Here is a 19883-nt window from a genome sequence, read left to right as displayed (position 1 = left end):
TTTGTGCGGGGGTCGCCTAGCCTGGTAGGGCGTAGGATTGCTAATCCTATGTTCGCAAGAACTCGTGGGTTCAAATCCCTCTCCCCGCGCCATTAAAACGTGTATATAGTTGAGGCATGGGGTTTTGCACTGATTCCATCTGAGACTATAGGGGAGTCTATATTTTTTTAAAAAAAAATATCTTAAGCTAGATCTATCTTATTTTAAAAAAAGAGATATTTTAAAAAATAAAAGATAGATAAAAAAGTGAATTTTCAAATTATAATTTTATTTTTATTTATTTTAATGCAAAAATGATACCTTGGAAGCGGTTTATTCCCACAATTCATGCATATTTCTTGAAATATTGTACTACAATCACTACATTTTGTGTTTGTGTATAGTGGTTTGCCACATTTTCTGCAACTTTCATCTGGCATATCTTTTATTTTTTATATTTTATTAAAAAAAAGATAGTAAATAAAATCAATAAATTACCATGTTCTAATTTATGTTTGGTATATCTATGATATTCCTGTTTTAGAAATGGAATGATGCCAATCTTTTCTAGATATGATTTTCCTATAGTTGCAGGTGAGAACAACTTGTTTTCTAGCTTGTCTAGACAAAACATTTTGAATCTGTTCATCAATTGTCTGTACAAAGAATAGACTGCCAAGGCATAATTGATTGGAGATTCATCCAAAACTATGGGAACATCAAAGTCAGAAATGATAGATTCTAAATCATATGAATTGTTTGTTAACACAAATCCCAGAGTTTTGCAATCAACAAAACATCCTCTGTAATATGGAATATTGTCTTTGATCTTTTTTCTAAATGTCTTGTTAAACTCGATGAACTGTGATTTACTATCAATGTTTTTGATTACTATGTGTGGAATTTTTGCCTTGTCTGACAATGTAAAAGAGAAACCGTTTGGATGACGTCTTGATTCTGTGGTATGAGTAGCAAGCCTTGATATGATGTATGGCAATTCAAATCCAATGCACTTTGCCCTTGCTTTCTGAACATATGGAAAAAATATCTTCTCAACAAACTCTCTTCTAGAATAAATGGGAAATCTAGAATCCAGTTTCTTTATTGCAGATTGTTTAGTGTTATCAGTACAGAAAAAGAGACTCTTTGAGATTTTCTGATTAATCCAAATGATGCATGTTCCATAATCTGATTTTCTATCATATCCTAACACAAGATGAATCGAGTCGTTTGGTTTTGGTTCTATTTTGAAAGTGTCATCATATGGTGTACCGTGAGAATCTGCAAAACACCTCAAAAACACCGAATCTAGGCTCAATTTTGAGCCCCATTTTGCAGATATGAGACCATTGGAATGATAGAATCTGCAATCTGAGAGTAAAGAGAATCTTGTCTTTTTGCAGAAATTAATTTTAAAACATCATAAACACCATGATACAAAAAGGATAATCTCAAGACTTCTGATTCTGTCTCATCCCACCATCTAGAATCCCAAAGTTTCTGTGTTCCAGTCAGGATGTTATGGCATGGAATGCATGCAGTGATTTGTCTATGGTCGTGCTTTCTTCCAGCTACATGGTGTCCCTCAAATGAAACATGTCTGACCAAACAGATTTCACAATACTTTTTTCTAGTCTTTGACTCTTGTAGTGTCTGATTGAATAATGCATTTAGAAAAATTCTAGTTTGGTTTGTCTCATGTTGAATTCTATCATGTACGGTAGAGATTTTGTCATTGAATATAATTAGTGGATCGTAATTCTCTAACATCATCAATCATACACCTCAAAGAATTCAATCTCCTCAATGGATTCGTGAATCTCTTCGATTATCTTTAATCTAGTCTCAAAGGAATGCAGTTTACCGTTTGAATCTCTAATTTTCTTTTTCTTGAATTTCTTTAGCTTGGATGAGTCCCCTGTGTTAAGATAGTGCCTTACTGCATTGTGGTATCGTCCTATGGTAGTAGAGTGTCTGGAGTCAGAAACCTGTACAGAACGAAATTTGCCGTTCTCTACAATTGTAACAGAACGTGAAACCTTGTCCCACTTTTTTGGAATCCACCTGCCCTTTACCTTCTTGAAAGCATTGGTATGTTTTTGAACTGTACTCAATGAGATTTCATTTTCTCTTGCAATGATTGATACTGGTCTTTTTGATTTTTTTGATTGTGTGATTACTGCTAGTGCCTTTTTTCTTGTGCTCTTCTGTCTTGGAGTTAATTTGTTCCAGGGCTTTTTGTGGATTTGTTGCTTCACATAATACAAGATAGCTGAATAATACTTAATAACTACCAAATGGTAGTAAACTACCATTGTATACTCAAGATATTGAAGAATCAGTCACAAAAGAGCTACGAAAAAACAGATTTTTGTCGCTTTTGGAGGCTGAACCACTGCCATTTTCTGAACTTGAACGGCAGTACGGCAAGGGCCCAAGCAGTGCCAATCGACTCAGAAAAGAACTGGAGGATGAAAAAAAGATTGAACTTGTAATATACCAACACAAAAAGGCATATGCAATAACTAAGAAAGGAAAAAACTCTCTTCTCTCCTTTGGAATTATCGGGATGCTGATTAACAAGATTCTGGTAAATGGCGGGTTGTATCATGAGGATTATGACAACATTAGAGGTTCAATGTACTATTATGATTTGCCGTGGGGAATCCAAGATGATCTGGTCTATGACAAGAAACTCTCAAAGAACAATCCAATTACAAAAGAGACTGCAAACAATCTACATCAAACTTTGTATCGTAACATTATTGAGGATATTAAAAACAAAAACATCAAACTTGATGATGCTAAAGACGGCAAAATAATTTTGGGATTCATTCTAGAATACAAGGATTTGGTAAAGTCAATCAAAGAACAATCCTTGGATTATCTTGATATCATGTCACAAAAAGAAAAAGACATCTTGGCAATATTTGAGGATGGAAAAGTAACAAAAGAAGAATCTGAAGAACTCAAACGATTACGAAACATTACAAAAGCAAAGCTGAGGATGAAAAAATGAAGACTGAACTGAAAATCATATCTGTCATGGCAGTCTTGGTATCTGCAACATTGTTTCTTGTATATCAAAACCCAAATGAAATCCCAAAATCCCTGTCATTTAAAAAACAAACAAACGAAATAATTTCCATCAATGAAAAGTCAAAAAAATACAAACTAGACGGTAACATGCAGCAATTCAACGCATCAAGAATACTGATGGGAGAAAAATTCAAGGAACTCTCACTAGATTTGCTTGGAATCAAGATCTCCAAAGTCACACTGCTTGAAGGCCAATATCCTTTCATGACTGTGCAGCAAAGAGCAGAAAAATTTGACTATGTTCCATCCTCAATATGCGCCATAGAGCAAAATATTCCTCTGCAACTGCAAAAAATCTCCCAGACAAAGAATTTTCAGATATTTTCCAAAAAATACGCCTCACACACCCTGGAACTGGACATATTTGATGAGCGAAATGACATATCAAACATTCACTATGGTTTGATTGCAACAAATGAAAAAAATCAGCTTGCATCAACATACTTTCATCTTGATACTTGTACTAATGAGATAACTGACAAGCAGCCATACCATTTGAATTGTTTTGACAAAAACACCGACTATAGGTTTGCCTCATTCAACACTGATGATGTCCTCTCTAGCTATTCTAATGGACATTTCTGTAACATAGAACTTGATTCATGGCGACAATCTCTTTATGAATACTCATTGACATTGCGTGATCAACGCCATCAATTACGACAAGAATCCATGATAGAATCCATAGATAATGAGTCGCATTGGAAATTTATTTCAGAGATGAACAAACTAGGGGAACTTGGAAACCTTGTTGGACAGATTATTCACTATAACTATGATGAGCAAAGCTTACATGAACAAATTGAGCAATATGAGAAACAATATGGAAGCATTCCTGAGGAATTGTCAGAGTTAATGGAGAAGAGAAAATGAAAATCTTGATAATTGTTGGAATAATTGTTGTGATACTTGCATCTTTGCTGGCATCTGATCAATATTATTTGTCATACCAAGACCAAGAAATAAAAAAATCTGATTGGGTACAAAACTGTGTTCCTCCTAAAGAACATCAAGTCGTTCCTTCAATTGGATTGTACAATCATACACATTCATTTGATTTACTAACATGCACATGGCATCCTACAGAACATGGCACACCTGGATTTTTAGAATCACTTTACATTAGTTTCATAGAACCTGTCTATTTTGATATTGCAAGTGGCATGGAAATCAAATATGCCTATGCGCTTTGTACTGAAGAAATAAACTATGATGCAAAGTTAAAATCATCTGAACTTGTCTTTACAGGAACCGTTACACGCCTTGACAATTATGATGGACCGCAGAGAGTTACCTTCTTTATTCATGATGTGATTAAAGGAAAAGTCGATACTCCAAAACATGTCTTAGATAACACTGGAAAAATATTTCATGACGATGATGCTGTTACAAGTTCTTCAGTAAGTGTTGATTATACCATTGGAAAAACCTACAAAGTATACGTTGAAAACGGCAATACTGATTCATGCACCACTAAACTAACTTCTCCTCCTGCTGGTTACATATGGGAGCCTGGGCCTGAGGATGGAAACTATTATTCTGAAAATCCTGTATATGTGGAACGCTGTGAGGAAGGATATGGATTGTCTAATGGCGTCTGCACTACTTTTGAAGAGATGAACAAGGATCTTCCAACATGTGACCCAAATCCTAAACATGACTTTGGAAAATGCAAAAAGAATATGGAAGAACCAGACAGCAAGCTACAAGATGTCTTGGATAATTGTGAATGTAAAAAATCTGGACAGGCTTGCATAGAACCTGAACTTCGTTGGTGGAATGCTACTCACTTTATTGACAACATTGACTGTGAATATTTAGACCGGGATGCATTTGGTGCTCCTCCTCCAGAACCAAAACCCGAAGTTACAAGTTCTTATGAAATTGTTAATGAAGATGGCGAAAAAATCTGTCTGGGAGGACGTGGCATGATACTAAATGATCAATGCCAAAGAATTGGAAATTATGACATTGAAACAGGAATTCCAATTGTAAATGACAAAGAAGAATGTGACAAGCTTGATGGCACTTGGTATAAAGACAGAAAACTATGTGATTCAAAATATGCACCAGCAGAATACAGATTTCAATTTGGACCTGAACATGATGCTTATGATGATAGTGAAGAGATGAAGATGGCAAGTGAAAAAGTATACTTTGCTGAAGAAAGTATGGGATTCGGTTCTGGAACTGGAATATTTAATGACTCTCACTTTGATTTGACTTTGATTGTTATTGCACTGGTTGCAGGAACTGGCTCTGGTATAGGTTTGATCATTTATTGGAGGAGAAAATGAATCCCTTACTAATTTCAGGCTTTGGCACATCAATTAACGTAGACAAGAGAAAACTAGTAGTTACAAACAAACTGCAAAACAAAAGACTGGAATTTGCACCACACAAGATAGAGCATGACAGTATCATAATTGACGGTCATACTGGAAACATTTCCTTTGAGTCAATGAGGTGGCTGATGAAACATAATATTCATCTAACTTTGTTAAACTGGGATGGAAATCTGTTGGCAACAACACTGCCAGACCAAACAATTTCAGGAAAGTTGAGATTATTCCAATACAAGAAACACCTTGATGGAATAATACGATATTCTATTGCAGAAAAGATTGTCAAATCAAAGATTGATTCTTCACTGAATCTATTATTGGAATTATCAAAATTTTATCCTATAGACAAAAATGAAATCAAGAAGAGATTTGAGGCCGAATTTGAGATTTTCCGTACCAAATCAGCCAAAAACACGCACAAAATCCCTGAGATAATGGGCCATGAGGCAAGAATCGCTAAAATCTACTTTGAGTACATCAGAGATGTATTTGGCAAACTGGCACCGCAATTCTCATTTGAGACTCGCTCCAGCATTGATCACAAAAGAGCAGACCATGCAGCAGACGAAATCAATGCACTGCTAAACTATGGTTATTCTATCCTAGCAGCTGAAATCAAAAAATCTCTCAACTCTGTCGGTCTTGACACACAGATTGGATTCTTGCATGAGACGTTACTTAGCAGAACTCCTTTGGTTTATGATTGTCAAGAGTTGTTCCGTTGGTTAATTGATTTGTCTGTCATTCAATTACTAGAAGAGAACAAGCTAAAGAAATCAGATTTTATTCTAACTGAAAACTATCACATTAGATTAAAACAATCAACTGCAAAGTTACTAGTTGATAAGATAAAGTACAATTTCAATCTCAAGGTATCCTATGGCAAAAAATATTTTGCATATCAGAATATTCTAAACAATAACATCTCACAGCTTGCACAGTTTGTTGGAGACAGGAAAAAGACTTTGGAGATTAAGATTCCACCAATTAAGATTAATCGTGATGATAATTTAGAGTTAAGACAAAAGATTTTGTCAATGAGTCCTGAGGAGGGAAAGAAGTTAGGTATTAACAAATCTACGTTATGGTATATGAAAAAGAATGTCCAGTCAAAAGATAAAATGAAAATCTATGACAAAATATTAGAAAAATTAGAATAAAATATTTTCAGAGTTTTTTTCTTAATGTTTCATTTAGTGCTTGGGAATAACTAAATGATGTCTGTTCTTTCTGTATTGTTTTTGCTTGTAGTTGTCTGAGTTTTTTGTCTAGATCATCATCAATCATGATTGTTATACGTTTCTTCATGTAATAGAATGTGATTATATGAGATATAAGGAAATAGCAAATGTTCCAAAAGTGGTATTGAAATAATTTAATATCCTTTAGGTAGCGTTCCTTTTTTTGTTATTGTTTTTTGTTTGTCGTTTTTAATCTCAGTTAGCAATTGAATTATTTTTTCTTCATTTGCAAGTTGTTTCTTTATGTCTTGAGACTCTGTATTTTCTTGTCTGTATCGGTGTAGCCACAATGCAAAATGAGCAAACTTTACTGCAATGTATGCTACGATAATGGATACAAAAACAATTGCAATTATTTTGAGATCTTCTCTTAAAATATCCCAGATGTTGTGCCCAATATTTTCAATAAAATGAACTACTTTGTGCTCAATATTTTCTACTTTTTTCTCAATAGAGATGATTTTTCTCTCTATTGTATTCACTGAATCTTTGATATCCGTCGTGACTACTTTTTCTAGAGATTTTGTGTCAGTCTTGATTTCGTTTATGCTCTTTTTGAGATCCTCTTCTACAATTTTTTCTAGTTTTTTAGCATCCTCCTCAATGGATGCAACATCGTTTTTTATTTCCTGAATGTCTTCTGAAAAGTCTTTTTCTATTGTACTTTCTATACTGTTGATTTTGGTCTTTATTTCTTTGATGTCTTTGTTTAGATCGTTCTCAATTGTATTTTCAAGTGATATTATTTTTGCCTCAACTTTTTGAATATCTTTATCCAAATCAGTTTCTATCTCTCTTGGAAGGTTTTCAATATCTGAAATTACTGTCTTTACGTCTCTTGAAACAGTATTTACATCATTTACTACTGTCTTTACATCGTTTTCTATTGTTTTAATTGGATGTTCGATAGGATCTAAAATTCCATTGATGATAGGATCGAGACATATGTCTAAAATTTTAACTGAATCACATGCAAACGCAATTCCTGGTGGAACTATGCTCATTGCAATAAGCAGAACTGTAATTATGTAGATTGATTTTGATTTAAGAACATATGATGCTCTCATGACCACAAACTATTACTCTATTAGAAATAGTTTTTGTTGATCGCAGAATATACTGAACAATCATGTGTGAGGTATAATAATGAGAAAAATCATTACAAAAGCAATATGGGTAATAGGATAACCATCGTACTTGATGCTGATGTTTTAAAAAAACTAAGACACTTACAGGCAAAGCAGATTAGAGACTCTGCATCTAACGTTAGTCTTTCTAGAGTTGTTAATGATTCATTAAAGAAATGTCTTAGTTAATTTTCATCTTTGTGTACAGTTCTACAATGCTTTCTCAAAAAACCTTCACTGTATAGTATCTGTCCACATATTTTGCATTTTGCTCTATTTCCCATAATATTACCATCATAGGCTCATTTGTTAATAATTCTTAGATGTTGATATCTATGAACAATTTCATATCTTAACTTTTGATATTATGATTTCTCTTCATTTTCTTTTAATTGTCTAACAGAGTATTGTATGGCATGAGAGTAATTTGCGAATCTGGATGTCTTGATCTGAGTCTCTATCCACTCAAGCAGGTCTTGGTCTATGGCGATGCTGAGCTTTTGTTTCTTCATGATTTAGAGATAATTAGTAAGACCTATTAAGAAGGGGTACGAATGAATACTACCTATGGCGACTAATTTGAGATATGATTCTGAAAACATCATAGATGGTAACCTATCGTGGGAGGAATTGATCATAAAGGCACAGCTAGAGCAATGGATTGTAGACGTACAGGAAAAGGCAGAACTAGAATCAAGACTGCAAAAGGCATTTGAGAATTCCAAGAGCCATACTGAATATCTGAGTCAATTATAGAACTGTCTGACTGCATGAATGTTTTACACAGACAAGAAATGATTAGTCTGTTTTTCCTAGGTTGACTAACATCGATAAACTCTCATTGGGAAGTTGTACTCTTTTCAACTACTTCCCTTTGAGAGGTTATTCTGTTCTTTTGAAATGATTTTTCTATATAATATCTTACGATGTTAACAAAGTGATAAATAACAATCACAGCGTCTTATCTTGTGTCAAATGTCAATAAACATGCAGTAAGACTTGCAGTAGAGCAAGCAATGCTAAAGATCGGTCTGTCTGAATTAGAAAAGGTACAAGCTATATTATCATCAAAATACCTCTTGACATTAGATGACTGCATTGATCATCCTGAAATCTTGAAGGGTATTTTACTCCAATTGTATCATTCCCAATACGATGAAATATTCCAATCAATCCAAAAAGCACTATCTGCAAATTTAATGGAGTCTGATATTGATAATTTTATAAAATTATTGAAAAACTGAAATTACTTATTCCGTGTTTTTAAAAAGCAAAAATTTCATTTTAATTTTGGAGCTGACTTTTTTAGTCTGCTAACTACGACCTGCTTTGATACTGCCATAACTATTGCACTAGAATCACAAGGCTTGAGGACATAATCCTTTGCACCACCCTTGTTTACCACATCTTCTACCGTTTCTTTGTTTTCCTTGGCAGAGATGACAATAATCTTGGCATTTGGATCATGATGTTTTATTGCCATTGTAGCTTTTACACCATCAATGTTTGGCATTATAATGTCCATAATTGTAACGTCTGGTTTGAACTGTACGTACTTTGATACTGCCTCCTGTCCGTCATTTGCCTCATAAAAACGGCTTCCAATGTTTGCCTCGGTGAGAATCTTCTTTACTGATGATCTAAAAAATGCAGAATCATCTGCAATGAGAATCTTGCAGAATCGTAGAGGATTGTTTGCCCTGATGCTCATTTTACATCAGTTTCCTGCCTTTTGCAACTTTGCAATGGTCTCTTTGACCATGATAGGATCAATTGGCTTTGTAATGTATCCTAGATTTGGAATCTTTCCGCTCTTTACTGCTATCATGTTTGACTTGATGGATGTGACAATTATCATCATGACATTCTTGTCAATCTCTCGAATCTTCATTGCAGTCTCTATGCCGTTTAATCCTGGCATCTCATAGTCTATTGTCACCAAGGCTGGTTTGTGCTTCATAAATGCCCTGACTCCCTCTATGCCGTTTTTGGCCTCAATAATTGAGCCAATCTTCAGGTAAGCTAGAGTCTCCCTTATGCTTTCTCTCATGAATTTAGAATCGTCTATCACTAGAGCACTTAGTCCCATGAAAAATTATGATGTTAATAATACATGATATTGTGTTTGTGTAAAACCTTCAAACACTGAATTTTATTAAGTTAATAACATATTATATAATTGGAAGCTGGATGCACAATATCTTCATCGAAATGATTATTCCTGAGCAAGATAATCCCACTCTACAAGAATAATCTATCTGGCTTCCAAAAACTTTATGCTTTATTTTTTTGTTAATTTGATATGGTTTCAGAACCTCCGATTCTAGGCTATGATGATAGATATTTTTTAGATCGCCCATACACTAGAGAGGAATTATTTGAATTACAACGCCAAATTCTATCTATAATTAAAAGAGGTTCTTCTGATATTGAAAAGGATCTGAAAACAACAATTGATCATAAAGAAATTGATACATGTTTGAGAAAATGTTATTCTAAACAATTAATCAAAAGAGAAAGACTTGGTGTGGAAAACAAAGTTCCTATTTATCGATATTATAACATTGAAACTTGAGACCAAAACCGAATCAGGTAACTTGGTGAAAGCTCCAACTGGATATGATTATTGCAAAATAGTATTTAGGAAACACTGAGAATTTGTATGAACGATTCATTCGTGTTGCTTTTATTATGATATAAATAACTAAAAACATAATAGATAGGTTGGAGGCTAATTCCCAGACCGTTTACCTCACACCATCTATTTACAAAAGATTAGAACACTTTATGAACTTCCTATATTGAGTTTGATTCATGGAAGTATATGTACGCAAAGATATTCAGGCTTTTGAATTTGTCTCTTTTACTGAATTCAAAAGTGAAGATGAACTGGATTTTTGCTGTGAGAAATTAAAGAAATATGTCTCAGTTGTAAAATCTTGGAGTGGGAAAATTGGAAAGTTCTGCATTGTAGAAAAAGACACTCTTACACCCATTGATTACTGCCCCTTTTGCGGTGAAAAAATAGAGTACATTTCAGTGGAGTAAATATGAAAACTAGAGCAGTGATAATAGTTGGCATAATTGTGGCGGGATTTTCGCTAATAATTACAGGAACGATCCTGATTGATTTTCCAATAAAGATGAATCCAACCTATGACCTACCTGAAAATGATGTCTATTGTAATACACAAATTCTAGTCCAAACAACTCACAAAATAGACCGGGAAGTTTTTGCAAAAACCGTTCTAAATGAGATTAAAAAATTAGATTGGCGATTTGATTGGTCAGACAGGTATATCTTGATAACTGACATGCAAAATGAAAAATTACGCATTAGCATTGAAGGTCTGTGGTCACCTGAGAGCAGTGGTATGAGATTGATAGAATCCTTGGAACAACTAGATGAAGTTGAATCAGTTCTTGAAGATAGAGGGGTGCGTTTAGCACTTGAATGTCAATGAAAACTAGATTTTTGATAATCATCTTAATTGGAATTATTGGATCTGTAGGAATTCCTTACTCTGATGCGTTTAATGGTGGTGGAATAATTGAAGTTCCTGGACAAATAATGGATATCTCGCAAAATATTATTTCTCCAGGGGAAACTATGTTTGTTAATGGAAGTTTTAAGCAACATGTAGATGATTTCACTACTAACATTTTCAAAAACTATGAGGATTCAAGTAAACTGGTTTTAACTCTAAATCCAGATACAAGTGAATCTGGGGATTTTAGCTTTAATTTCACTATTCCCGAACATTGGGAGGTTGGAAATTACTATATGGTATTGGAAAACGGAATTCAATCTATGGATTGGAACTTTGGTGTACGACAAAACTATGTTGGTGCATCTTTAGATCCAATAGTTTATCCAATTCCGCAGGAAATTTTATCTCCACTAAAGCAATTCAAGTCTGGTGTTCTAGCTGATGAAATACAATGCAGAGAATCATTGACTCTGGTTACAAAAAATAATGGCTCTCCTGCATGTGTAAAAGAACAAACTTTGCTAAAACTAGTCGAAAGAAAACTGATCATCTCATCAATAGCAGAAAGAGACCTAATGCTAGATGCAGGATACAAACTATATCCTGGTGTTGGCTGGGTTCCGGGAGTAACAAATAATGAATTGGCATCTGAACCTGAACCCGAACCTAACCCCATTCCTGAAGGAAACTATGCTGACAAGAACACATACGTCTATTCTATCAATGACGCAGAATCTTATCTGAATTACACACTTGGCACACCATATCTTCCAGAAGGAACAGAACTTGAAAAAATCAAAATTTCTAATGATAGAAGAAAGGCAACTCTTTACTATTCCAATGGACTGGAAGTGTCTCACCACCCAATGGGAATAAATTTCAACAATACACATTACAAACTAAACCCTGAACGAGAAGAAGGAAAAATATTCTATGATCTTCGTGGAACATTTGCAGAAGGATATGAAATTGATGAGCCAAACAGACCGCATTATTCAACAATAATTATTCACAGAGATGATAGAATCTATGTCAGGGCTACAATGGATATTGGTCTTGGTGAATTATTAAAGATGATAGAACCAATGGACTTGAATGTACCACATGTTCCATACACTCCGACCCTTGATTATGTGATGGGTGCGCCTGAACCCGAACCCATACCTGAACCGGAACCAGAAAATGAAGATTAGAACTTTGATTATCCTTGGAATAATTATTTTTTCTATTTTAATTCCTATATCTTTGAATTATCATATCGAATACGATGATCAAGAATCGGTCTATCTTTTTTGTGAGCAGTTTCTATTTAGTGGAAGAAAACAGTGTACAGTGATTTAGGTGATAAAGAAAATGAAAACTAGAAAAATATTTTGGTTCTCTGTTACTGCTTTTTCTGTAATTATTATTGGTGCTGTCTTGTACATGAATGCACTGTCTTTTGAACGTCTGTTTCCTTTGGATTGTGATGTTTCTGAAGAATGGTTGAGAGGAAAAACAGATTTTCTTGTCGTAAAGAATTTTTTGGATAATCATCCTGATTCAAAGTTTAACAATTTGGGAAATATGGAAAACATGCCAAGGTATTGCCAGTATGAGTTTGTTGAAGAAAAACAGGGAGATGCTAAACGACTGAAAATTACTATGGATGAGAATATGCAGCTAGTAAGAATAACTGCTGATAGTGGAGAAGGAAATGAAAACTAGAGTTTTGATAATAATACCTATAATTATAGGAGTGGCGATATCTCTTCCATTCATAATTAGTAATATGTCAGGTGGCACGCATTACACTCAAGATATTGATCCTAGAATCACTCAAGTCACAAATGGCTTTGCAATAGCATCTAACATGGATGTATACTCTATTACTGTTGAAGATGAGATGCAAGCAATAATAATTACAACGAGTAAAAACATTGATGGATTTATTCACATGGATGACCCATTGCCTATACTGCAAAAATTATTTCCTGACAAAAACATCGTCTCAATTGCAGTGTTGTCTGATGGTGTAGAGATACCATATACGCTTGAAGATGGAAAACTTGGAATGAGTGTAAATAATGCTCAAATAATTTCAATAATTGGATTCTCTAAAATATGAAAACTAGATACAAAATTCTTACTGTTGGAATCCTTTTAACATCAATAATTTTTGGAAAAACATAACATGAACAATAAAATCATCATAATTTCTGTGATTGTTGCCATTTTGTTTTTGGGATTCTCTTTTGCAGTTATTGGACTTACTGATTCTCGTGAACCTTTGACTAGGACAGAGTTCATTGATGCAGAACCAATGAAAAACAGATTCCTTGATTGGATTAATCAAAATCGAGCTGAAAAAAACCTCTCTGCCATAAACATGGATGCAAAACTAAGTGAAATAGCATACAAAGAGGCTTTGCGTATTGCAAATGCCAATTCTACTGAATATGCTGAGATTGTCAGTCAAGATGAAAATGATGTTGTAAAGTCATATGGGTATGGATGTGTAGGCAATGACAACAATCCTGCAACTGTTCGTGGTGTGGCCTTTGCATCTGAGCACACTAGATATCCTGGCGAGTTGGAGCCATTTGTCAAATATTACATGAATCAAGTAGTGTCTGAATCAGAATCATATGGAATAATCTTCAGCCCTGATGCATCAAAGATTGGCATGGGTATTGCAATGTCTGCTGAAAAATTCTATGTATTACAATATGTTTGTGGACTAGAAAATAAGGAAGAGGAAATTGATTGGTCCAAAATCACATTAATGGAGCCCAATTCTATGGAATTTTTTTACTATCCAAATCCTGAAGACACTGAAAACAGGGACGTCTTTCAAAAATTTGTGCTGATAAGACTTTCAGAACATTTGGGAGGCGATGCAAATGACGTCTCTGCATTTAGGGCATACAGTGCAGTATCTATCTCCACTGATCATTGCGTAACAAAGTACTGGCCTGATGGGGGACGACAAAGGCTGGAAGATCCTTGCTGGGGAACAGTATATCGTGCAATTGACGGCCTGATTATACAAAACACTGATCCTGTCTTGATTACCTCTCCTATGGCATTGCCATATCTTGATTTGTCAATGGATGAGAACGGTTCATTGTACATAGAACCTCCCGTGTGGACTGTAGAGAAAAACGGAGTTGTCGGTTACGGACGTTCCATGTCTGCACAAGAAATTCATCAGGGCTCAAAAGCAATTGCAGACTCTGTAAAGAAATCTCATCCAAACCACCCTTCAATTCCTGTGTCATTTGCAGGATACGGCCTTGCAGAGGTTGATGCCAGTCACAACAAAATAGAGTCTCGTTACTATGACTATTCCTCTATGGGACACCATAGCGTGTATCTTGACATTGCCAATGTCTCTGCACAAGACCAAAAGTATTTTCTGAATCTTGCAAAACATGATTCTGAGACTTGGCAGATAGGAGACACTCTAATTTCTGTTGGAGGGAATGCATTTGATGAGAACAACACTAGTCAAGATCCTTCACAAGGGTATGTAATTCAGTTTCTTTTAGATGGATTCAAGTACAGGGTATCTGGCGCAAATTTGGAGTTGTTAAAAAAATCAATCGTTGCAAACTTTTTCCCAGAATATTCCTATGATGATATGTTTTTGGTTTCTGTGACTGAAAAATGAAAACTAGTCTAATTATTCTTGCAATACTAATTCCTAGTTTCATTGGGATGCTTTATCTTGCTTACACTGTTGATTATGAAAATAAAATAAAATCAGAGTTTGAATCTATGCCATGTGAAAATTTTCGAGATGCTCTGACTACCTCTGATCCAGTAAAAAGCAAATATTATGATCAAAGGAGTCGTGAATGCTCTGAAGGATTAGAAGAGAAAAGAAGGCGTATGCTAGATGGTGGAGGAGGCAAAGGCGCATCTCCATTTGATAATTCTCACTTTGATGAAAGAGACTTTATAAAAATACCCTCTCTTGATTCAAGACAAAACGATGAACCAAAAACCCCTGCTGATTGCAGAATGAAATACGGCAAAGTTCAGCAAGATGTTGAAAGATGTGTTGCAAAAATAAATGAAACTCTGCCTCCCTGTACAAGTGGCAGAACAGCATGTTTTAACCAAGATGAAAATCTCTGTGATCCTTCTGGATGGAAATGCACAAACACTCTAGAAATTTTTGAGGAAATTATACAATCAAACTCTGAAACTCCATATGATCTTCAAATTGTATTTAGTGAGAAAGAATCTACTGTGGAATATTTTGTAGGAAATGGAACTACTGACAATATTGAAATTGAGATTCCTACTGATTTGATTGATGGGGTATTTATGGTTCACATTAATGGTGAGGATGTAGATGACAAACGAGTTTCCCTTGATGGAAACAAAGTGATTGTAAATTATGGTCAAAACATTGAATCTGTAAAATTGTTTGGCTATTATGAACTAGATGGATAGAAAATGAAAACTAGAATTTGTAAAAAATGCGGTGCTGTATTGGAGCATCTAGAATCTGACTCTCCAAATGGTATGCAGGGGTATCGATGTCCAAATAGGAAGAATCATCCTGCAACGTCTCTGAACTGATCCCCACTATTCCTAGAACGAAATTCGTCAATAATGCAAAATCTCAAGCCGTGGCTATATTCCCCGCGCCATTAAAACTTAATAGACCGATTTGGGAAGTTTTTACAATGGGACGAAGAAAAACACAAAAAATTATTCGCACTGGTCCAAAAAACGCGACTACTGGAATGTGTCCTGTATGTAAAACAATTGGCAAAGTATTCCTTTTAGGTCCTCCAGGTCAAGAGCGAGGAAAATGTGAAAAATGTCGCCAAGAATTTGAATTATAGTCCAAAAAGCTAACCTGTCCATCAAAATAATTACCCATAACTTTTTAAGACATTTTTTTAATAATAATAAAATATGAATTCAGAAGCCGAAACTATCTATGAGCGTGTTGCAAAACTAGAAGATGAAAATGCATTGCTTAGAACCGAAATTGACATTCTCAAAAAAGCATTTAGAAATAAAATTGCTCGTCATGAAATATCTATGATTAAGAAAGGACATGATATAGATTCAATCATCGATTAATTTTTTGATTTTATACTTCTAATTAATTCTAAAATAAAATCTACATCTTCTGCGTTTGGATTAATCTCCAAATATTTATTCAAATATTTTAATGCGACATCATAATTTAGCATTCTATCTTCTAGGATTCCTTTGTCTCTGATGTCTTCAGGAGACTCTGGTTCTATTGCTAAAACCATGTTGACACATCGTAATGCCTTATCGTATACAAATGATTGAACATAAGAATTTTTTAGATTACGAGTCATTCTAACTAGAATCTGTTCTGGTTTTACCTCATCTAGATATTCTGGCTGAAACTCTAACTCTCCTCCAAAATTAACATCTAGAATTTCTTGCAAGTCATCAATATCTACTAGTCTTCCATCATAGAATGGATCTAAGATCATCTCTTCGTTATATTTTACTAGTATGTGACCTGGAAATCCTGCAATCTTTAGATCTAATCCTACAAACTTTGCAACTTCTGCATAAAGAATTGATAAAGTAATTGGAATTCCTGATTTTTTATCAATTACTTCGTTTAGGAAATTATTTTTTGGATTGTAATAGTCATCATCATCCCCACTAAATCCTAGATTTTCAAAGAGATGCTCGTTTAACATTGAAATAAGATATGTTGGATTTTTTACATCATTAATTGACTCTTTGAGTGACATTCCTATCTTGCTAATTTTTTTGATGTAATCATCTACATTTAGATCAGGATATTCAAGTATCTGAGCAAACTTGAGACATTTTTCTACCAAGTTAAAATTTGGATTTTTTACAAATGCAAACCATTCTGCTACGAGTGGATCAAATTTTTCTTCCAATTGATTAACTCAGTTTTTTTAGGTATAGTTGAGGATCTTTTAGTTCTCTTGTGTTTGGTGGAATTTCAATCATTTTTTTGAATGTCTCTTTACCTAGTTTTTCATATGCTGCTTTAGTGAAATCTTTTCCCATGCTCTTTCTTACCTGGTATGATGAAAAGTCAGTTCCCATAAATGTCATAAGATAATTCTGAAAGTCTTTGTCATCTTTTAGGATATTCTCAATTGCAAATCCTGCCATTCCCTCCATCGCAGTAAATGCTGCATGATGCTGCTGAATTGGAACTAGCCATCTTTTGTAAATGTCAAGTAATTGTGGAATTGATTCGCCAATTTTTGGATCAATTTCTACATGCGTGAAAGTCATTACATCTGGTCCAATCTGTTCGATTAGGAAATGGTCTGGATTCAAAAAGAAAAACAGGTTTGCTTTTTTTGCAAAGGGAAAATCATCTGGAACTGCCTGAAGCTGGCAATATTCTGAGAGCTTGTTTACCGTCTCATTATCTAGCGATAGGATGATTCCTGCAAGTTCTTCATTTATTCTGTTTACCTCCATTGCAGCATTTTTGTTAATTTGATGAAGATTTCCTTGAGTTGAGTGAATCAATTCTTCAAGTACTGTCATTTTTACTGCTCCGAGATAACCTGAATTGACATTTTCAAATCTTGACTCGTATGGTTCCCCTTGCTTGTGGAGAATGATTTGTGGATATCTTGACAAAATGAATTTGTTTAGATAAATTACTGAATCAAGATAATCCCCATATGTTGTTGTAATTTTAGAAATGTATTGAATTGCATATGTTGAATATACCAAGTATTTTGCAGTGTTCTCTTTCATTAGTTCTGCAATGATTTTCAGATCTTCTTTTGCTACTGCGTTGAATAACTTCTTTACAAATTCTTTTGATTCAGGATCTGCAAATACCTTGTCCCCTTTGAGTCTCTTTAAATCTTCTAGTTCTGGAAATTTTAATTGTAAATCATCTGCAACTTTTACTCCAAGAAAATCTTGTACTTTATCTTTGAAATCCGGAAAAATTTCGTTTGCAATCTCTTCTAGTTCTTTAAATTCTACCTTTCTTGCAATGTCTTCTCGCGCATTGATTGCAAGCTGCATAATCTCTTTTTCTTCATTGATTTCAACTGATAATTGGCCAAATAGGGCTTCGGCAAACTCTTCAAATTCTCCCAATTTGCATAAAATCAAAAAATACTACATTTAACATTATCTTGATTATTTCATCAAAGAAATTATTAGTTAATCCCTCTCTGAGCAAACAGAAATGCTAGAATCTACTCTGAAATTCTTGAGCTGTGTTAGATGTGGATATAAACTTGAATTAGATGCTTTTGAAATTAAAAAAGAAGTTGAAGAAGGAATTTTAGAATGCAAAAAATGCAATCTCAAATTTCCAATAATTGGAAAAATTCCAATTCTTTGGGATGACTTTGGAAATTATCTGTCATCACGTAAGCTTCTAAGTGGTAAACTCTATCAGTTGTCAATTAATAAAAAAATGAAAAGTTTTTTGAAGAAAGCGATGTCAAAAACTGTTTTTACAGATGATAGAACTGCACTTGAAAATAGATGGTCTAAAATATATCAAAACAGCAGACATTCAAAATTTTACTCTATAATTAAAAATCATCTTGATTCATTGCCCAGATCTGATTTTGTATTAGAACATGGTTGCTCTATTGGAATTACTGCCTTTTCTTTGGCAGATACTCACAAAATGGTCTTTGGAATTGATAGATCATTTAGTGCATTACAAATTGCCAAAAAGTCTTACAGAGATAATCTTGATTATGTTGTAGCTGATTCACTATCTTCTGTATTTGCTAAATCGAAATTTAACCTTGTAATAGCATTAAATATTTTGGAATTAGTTGAACCTGTAGATTTTCTAAAACACGTATCAAAACAAATGACTTCTGGATATTTTGTAATCTCAGACCCATATGATTTTGATAGAGGCATAAATTCTGTCAAAACACCACTTGATGAATCTCAACTACGCACATATCTTCAGAAATTTGGATTCCAAATTACATCCAAGACAAAAAACCCTTCTTACATTCCATGGAATCTGAAACTCAATTCGCGTGCAACTCTAAACTATAAAGTGGATTTGATTATTGGTAAGAAATAAAATTTCTAAATCAAATCTCTCCAGATACCTTGAAACTCATCACTTGCTACTACTGAAACAATTTTGATCTTTCCTAGCTGGATTAGATCTTGTCTTTTATCATAGTAAACAAATTCTCCTTCTTTATCTGGATAAATTGTGATGATGTCTTGTTGTCCTGGTTCAAGAAGATCTGTTTGAACATTAAACCCATCTATGTAAAGTCTATGATTTGTTGTTCCGTTATTAATTACAGTCAGTACATATGCAAATGATGTGCGTGAAAGTAGTGTGGGGTTTACTTCTCCTGCAACACCCTTTATTCCTCTAATCTGAGTTTTTCCATCTATATCTTCAAAAATTACAGTATGCTCTACTTTTTCTTGCCAGAAAATTTGTACATGTCTGACATTCCCCTGTCCGATAAACCCTACAATTATTGCCAATGCAATCACTCCGCCTATAATAGCTGCAATTACCAAAATTTTATCATTTGATTGCATTACTTTTTACTTTGTTTTTCTCCTTAAAGAAACCAATTGTTAATTCTCAATAAAATATTG

30 protein-coding genes and 1 tRNA gene are annotated in these 19883 nt (G+C 34.2%); 21 read left to right on the top strand and 10 right to left on the bottom strand.

All coding sequences use genetic code 11. The features are described from left to right. Positions 1-5: 5 nt before the first annotated feature. Positions 6-92 (top strand) — tRNA-Ser (locus C6990_RS09890). A gap of 332 nt (positions 93-424) precedes the next feature. Here C6990_RS09890 and C6990_RS09885 read toward each other — a convergent pair. From C6990_RS09885 to C6990_RS09875, 3 genes are read right to left on the bottom strand one after another with little or no spacing between them, the layout of a single operon-like run. Then, entirely contained in the window at positions 425-1297 is an 873-nt protein-coding gene (locus C6990_RS09885) for a hypothetical protein (RefSeq protein ID WP_182130923.1), read from the bottom strand. Next, entirely contained in the window at positions 1294-1752 is a 459-nt protein-coding gene (locus C6990_RS09880; protein WP_182130921.1) for a hypothetical protein, read from the bottom strand. The genes C6990_RS09885 and C6990_RS09880 overlap by 4 nt, the downstream gene beginning before the upstream one ends. Then, positions 1752-2237, bottom strand: a complete 486-nt coding sequence (locus C6990_RS09875) for a hypothetical protein (protein ID WP_182130919.1) — start codon at positions 2235-2237, stop codon at positions 1752-1754. Before C6990_RS09875 ends, C6990_RS09880 begins: the two co-directional genes overlap by 1 nt. 56 nt (positions 2238-2293) lie before the next feature. Here C6990_RS09875 and C6990_RS09870 point away from each other — a divergent pair, with 56 nt between their 5' ends. The 4 genes from C6990_RS09870 to cas1 are packed head-to-tail and all read left to right on the top strand — an operon-like array spanning position 2294 to position 6583. Beyond that, on the top strand, positions 2294-2998 hold the full coding sequence (locus C6990_RS09870) for a hypothetical protein (protein WP_182130917.1): 705 nt from the start codon (positions 2294-2296) through the stop codon (positions 2996-2998). Continuing rightward, complete coding sequence (locus C6990_RS09865) at positions 2995-3951, top strand: hypothetical protein (protein ID WP_182130915.1); 957 nt, start codon at positions 2995-2997, stop codon at positions 3949-3951. Before C6990_RS09870 ends, C6990_RS09865 begins: the two co-directional genes overlap by 4 nt. Further along, on the top strand, positions 3948-5375 hold the full coding sequence (locus C6990_RS09860) for a hypothetical protein (RefSeq protein WP_182130913.1): 1428 nt from the start codon (positions 3948-3950) through the stop codon (positions 5373-5375). Before C6990_RS09865 ends, C6990_RS09860 begins: the two co-directional genes overlap by 4 nt. Beyond that, complete coding sequence (gene cas1, locus C6990_RS09855; protein ID WP_182130911.1) at positions 5372-6583, top strand: CRISPR-associated endonuclease Cas1; 1212 nt, start codon at positions 5372-5374, stop codon at positions 6581-6583. The genes C6990_RS09860 and cas1 overlap by 4 nt, the downstream gene beginning before the upstream one ends. Before the next feature lie 7 nt (positions 6584-6590). Here cas1 and C6990_RS09850 read toward each other — a convergent pair whose 3' ends face one another. Together C6990_RS09850 and C6990_RS09845 are read right to left on the bottom strand one after the other, a co-directional pair. Continuing rightward, positions 6591-6731, bottom strand: coding sequence for a hypothetical protein (locus C6990_RS09850; protein WP_182130902.1), 141 nt, complete (start codon positions 6729-6731; stop codon positions 6591-6593). A gap of 67 nt (positions 6732-6798) precedes the next feature. Next, entirely contained in the window at positions 6799-7731 is a 933-nt protein-coding gene (locus C6990_RS09845; protein ID WP_182130900.1) for a hypothetical protein, read from the bottom strand. A 105-nt stretch (positions 7732-7836) separates the two neighbouring features. Here C6990_RS09845 and C6990_RS09840 point away from each other — a divergent pair, with 105 nt between their 5' ends. The 4 genes from C6990_RS09840 to C6990_RS09830 all read left to right on the top strand — a co-directional run bounded on the left by C6990_RS09840 (position 7837) and on the right by C6990_RS09830 (position 9035). Beyond that, positions 7837-7980, top strand: a complete 144-nt coding sequence (locus C6990_RS09840; protein ID WP_182130898.1) for a hypothetical protein — start codon at positions 7837-7839, stop codon at positions 7978-7980. A gap of 227 nt (positions 7981-8207) precedes the next feature. Beyond that, positions 8208-8333, top strand: a complete 126-nt coding sequence (locus tag C6990_RS11095; protein ID WP_255465416.1) for a hypothetical protein — start codon at positions 8208-8210, stop codon at positions 8331-8333. Positions 8334-8358: 25 nt separating this feature from the next. Then, positions 8359-8547, top strand: a complete 189-nt coding sequence (locus tag C6990_RS09835; protein ID WP_182130896.1) for a hypothetical protein — start codon at positions 8359-8361, stop codon at positions 8545-8547. A gap of 212 nt (positions 8548-8759) precedes the next feature. Beyond that, positions 8760-9035: a hypothetical protein gene (locus C6990_RS09830; RefSeq protein WP_182130894.1), complete on the top strand. Its 276-nt coding sequence runs from the start codon at positions 8760-8762 to the stop codon at positions 9033-9035. A gap of 35 nt (positions 9036-9070) precedes the next feature. Here C6990_RS09830 and C6990_RS09825 read toward each other — a convergent pair whose 3' ends face one another. Further along, the gene (locus tag C6990_RS09825) at positions 9071-9502 is read right to left on the bottom strand and encodes a response regulator (protein WP_182130891.1); all 432 of its coding nucleotides are present in this window, start codon (positions 9500-9502) and stop codon (positions 9071-9073) included. 6 nt (positions 9503-9508) lie between these two features. Continuing rightward, entirely contained in the window at positions 9509-9880 is a 372-nt protein-coding gene (locus tag C6990_RS09820) for a response regulator transcription factor (protein ID WP_182130889.1), read from the bottom strand. A 213-nt stretch (positions 9881-10093) separates the two neighbouring features. Between C6990_RS09820 and C6990_RS09815 the strand changes: the two genes are divergently transcribed. From C6990_RS09815 to C6990_RS09770, 11 genes are all read left to right on the top strand, one after another. Next, a complete protein-coding gene (locus C6990_RS09815; protein WP_182130887.1) occupies positions 10094-10366 on the top strand; it encodes a hypothetical protein in 273 nt (90 codons plus the stop codon). Positions 10367-10605: 239 nt separating this feature from the next. Next, positions 10606-10839 carry a hypothetical protein gene (locus C6990_RS09810; RefSeq protein ID WP_182130885.1) on the top strand — a complete coding sequence of 78 codons (234 nt, stop codon included), beginning with the start codon at positions 10606-10608 and terminating at the stop codon, positions 10837-10839. A 2-nt stretch (positions 10840-10841) separates the two neighbouring features. Beyond that, the gene (locus C6990_RS09805; protein ID WP_182130883.1) at positions 10842-11255 is read left to right on the top strand and encodes a hypothetical protein; all 414 of its coding nucleotides are present in this window, start codon (positions 10842-10844) and stop codon (positions 11253-11255) included. Next, on the top strand, positions 11252-12475 hold the full coding sequence (locus C6990_RS09800) for a hypothetical protein (protein ID WP_182130881.1): 1224 nt from the start codon (positions 11252-11254) through the stop codon (positions 12473-12475). The genes C6990_RS09805 and C6990_RS09800 overlap by 4 nt, the downstream gene beginning before the upstream one ends. A gap of 160 nt (positions 12476-12635) precedes the next feature. Further along, positions 12636-12989, top strand: a complete 354-nt coding sequence (locus C6990_RS09795; protein WP_182130879.1) for a hypothetical protein — start codon at positions 12636-12638, stop codon at positions 12987-12989. Further along, positions 12979-13389 (top strand): hypothetical protein, encoded by a 411-nt coding sequence (locus C6990_RS09790; protein WP_182130877.1) that lies wholly within the window; start codon positions 12979-12981, stop codon positions 13387-13389. The genes C6990_RS09795 and C6990_RS09790 overlap by 11 nt, the downstream gene beginning before the upstream one ends. A 66-nt stretch (positions 13390-13455) precedes the next feature. Beyond that, positions 13456-14934, top strand: a complete 1479-nt coding sequence (locus C6990_RS09785; protein ID WP_182130875.1) for a CAP domain-containing protein — start codon at positions 13456-13458, stop codon at positions 14932-14934. Continuing rightward, positions 14931-15725: a hypothetical protein gene (locus C6990_RS09780; RefSeq protein WP_182130873.1), complete on the top strand. Its 795-nt coding sequence runs from the start codon at positions 14931-14933 to the stop codon at positions 15723-15725. Before C6990_RS09785 ends, C6990_RS09780 begins: the two co-directional genes overlap by 4 nt. Positions 15726-15728: 3 nt before the next feature. Further along, entirely contained in the window at positions 15729-15854 is a 126-nt protein-coding gene (locus tag C6990_RS11090) for a hypothetical protein (RefSeq protein ID WP_255465414.1), read from the top strand. A 107-nt stretch (positions 15855-15961) separates the two neighbouring features. Then, complete coding sequence (locus C6990_RS09775; RefSeq protein WP_179371275.1) at positions 15962-16123, top strand: hypothetical protein; 162 nt, start codon at positions 15962-15964, stop codon at positions 16121-16123. A 73-nt stretch (positions 16124-16196) separates the two neighbouring features. Then, a complete protein-coding gene (locus C6990_RS09770) occupies positions 16197-16367 on the top strand; it encodes a hypothetical protein (RefSeq protein WP_182130871.1) in 171 nt (56 codons plus the stop codon). On the opposite strand, the gene C6990_RS09765 is transcribed toward C6990_RS09770, so the two are convergent. Both C6990_RS09765 and C6990_RS09760 read right to left on the bottom strand, forming a co-directional pair. Next, positions 16364-17182, bottom strand: a complete 819-nt coding sequence (locus tag C6990_RS09765) for a SirB1 family protein (protein WP_182130869.1) — start codon at positions 17180-17182, stop codon at positions 16364-16366. The genes C6990_RS09770 and C6990_RS09765 overlap by 4 nt on opposite strands. Positions 17183-17186: 4 nt before the next feature. Next, complete coding sequence (locus C6990_RS09760; protein WP_182130867.1) at positions 17187-18380, bottom strand: hypothetical protein; 1194 nt, start codon at positions 18378-18380, stop codon at positions 17187-17189. A 91-nt stretch (positions 18381-18471) separates the two neighbouring features. On the opposite strand from C6990_RS09760, the gene C6990_RS09755 reads away from it, so the two are divergent. Then, entirely contained in the window at positions 18472-19341 is an 870-nt protein-coding gene (locus tag C6990_RS09755) for a methyltransferase domain-containing protein (RefSeq protein ID WP_182130865.1), read from the top strand. Positions 19342-19346: 5 nt separating this feature from the next. Here C6990_RS09755 and C6990_RS09750 read toward each other — a convergent pair whose 3' ends face one another. Further along, a complete protein-coding gene (locus C6990_RS09750; protein WP_182130863.1) occupies positions 19347-19823 on the bottom strand; it encodes a hypothetical protein in 477 nt (158 codons plus the stop codon). Between the last annotated feature and the right edge of the window lie 60 nt (positions 19824-19883).

Origin of the sequence: Nitrosopumilus sp. b3 (assembly GCF_014078525.1) — an archaeon.
In the GTDB taxonomy this organism is placed as follows: domain Archaea; phylum Thermoproteota; class Nitrososphaeria; order Nitrososphaerales; family Nitrosopumilaceae; genus Nitrosopumilus.
This window is presented reverse-complemented; position numbering and strand designations above follow the sequence as displayed.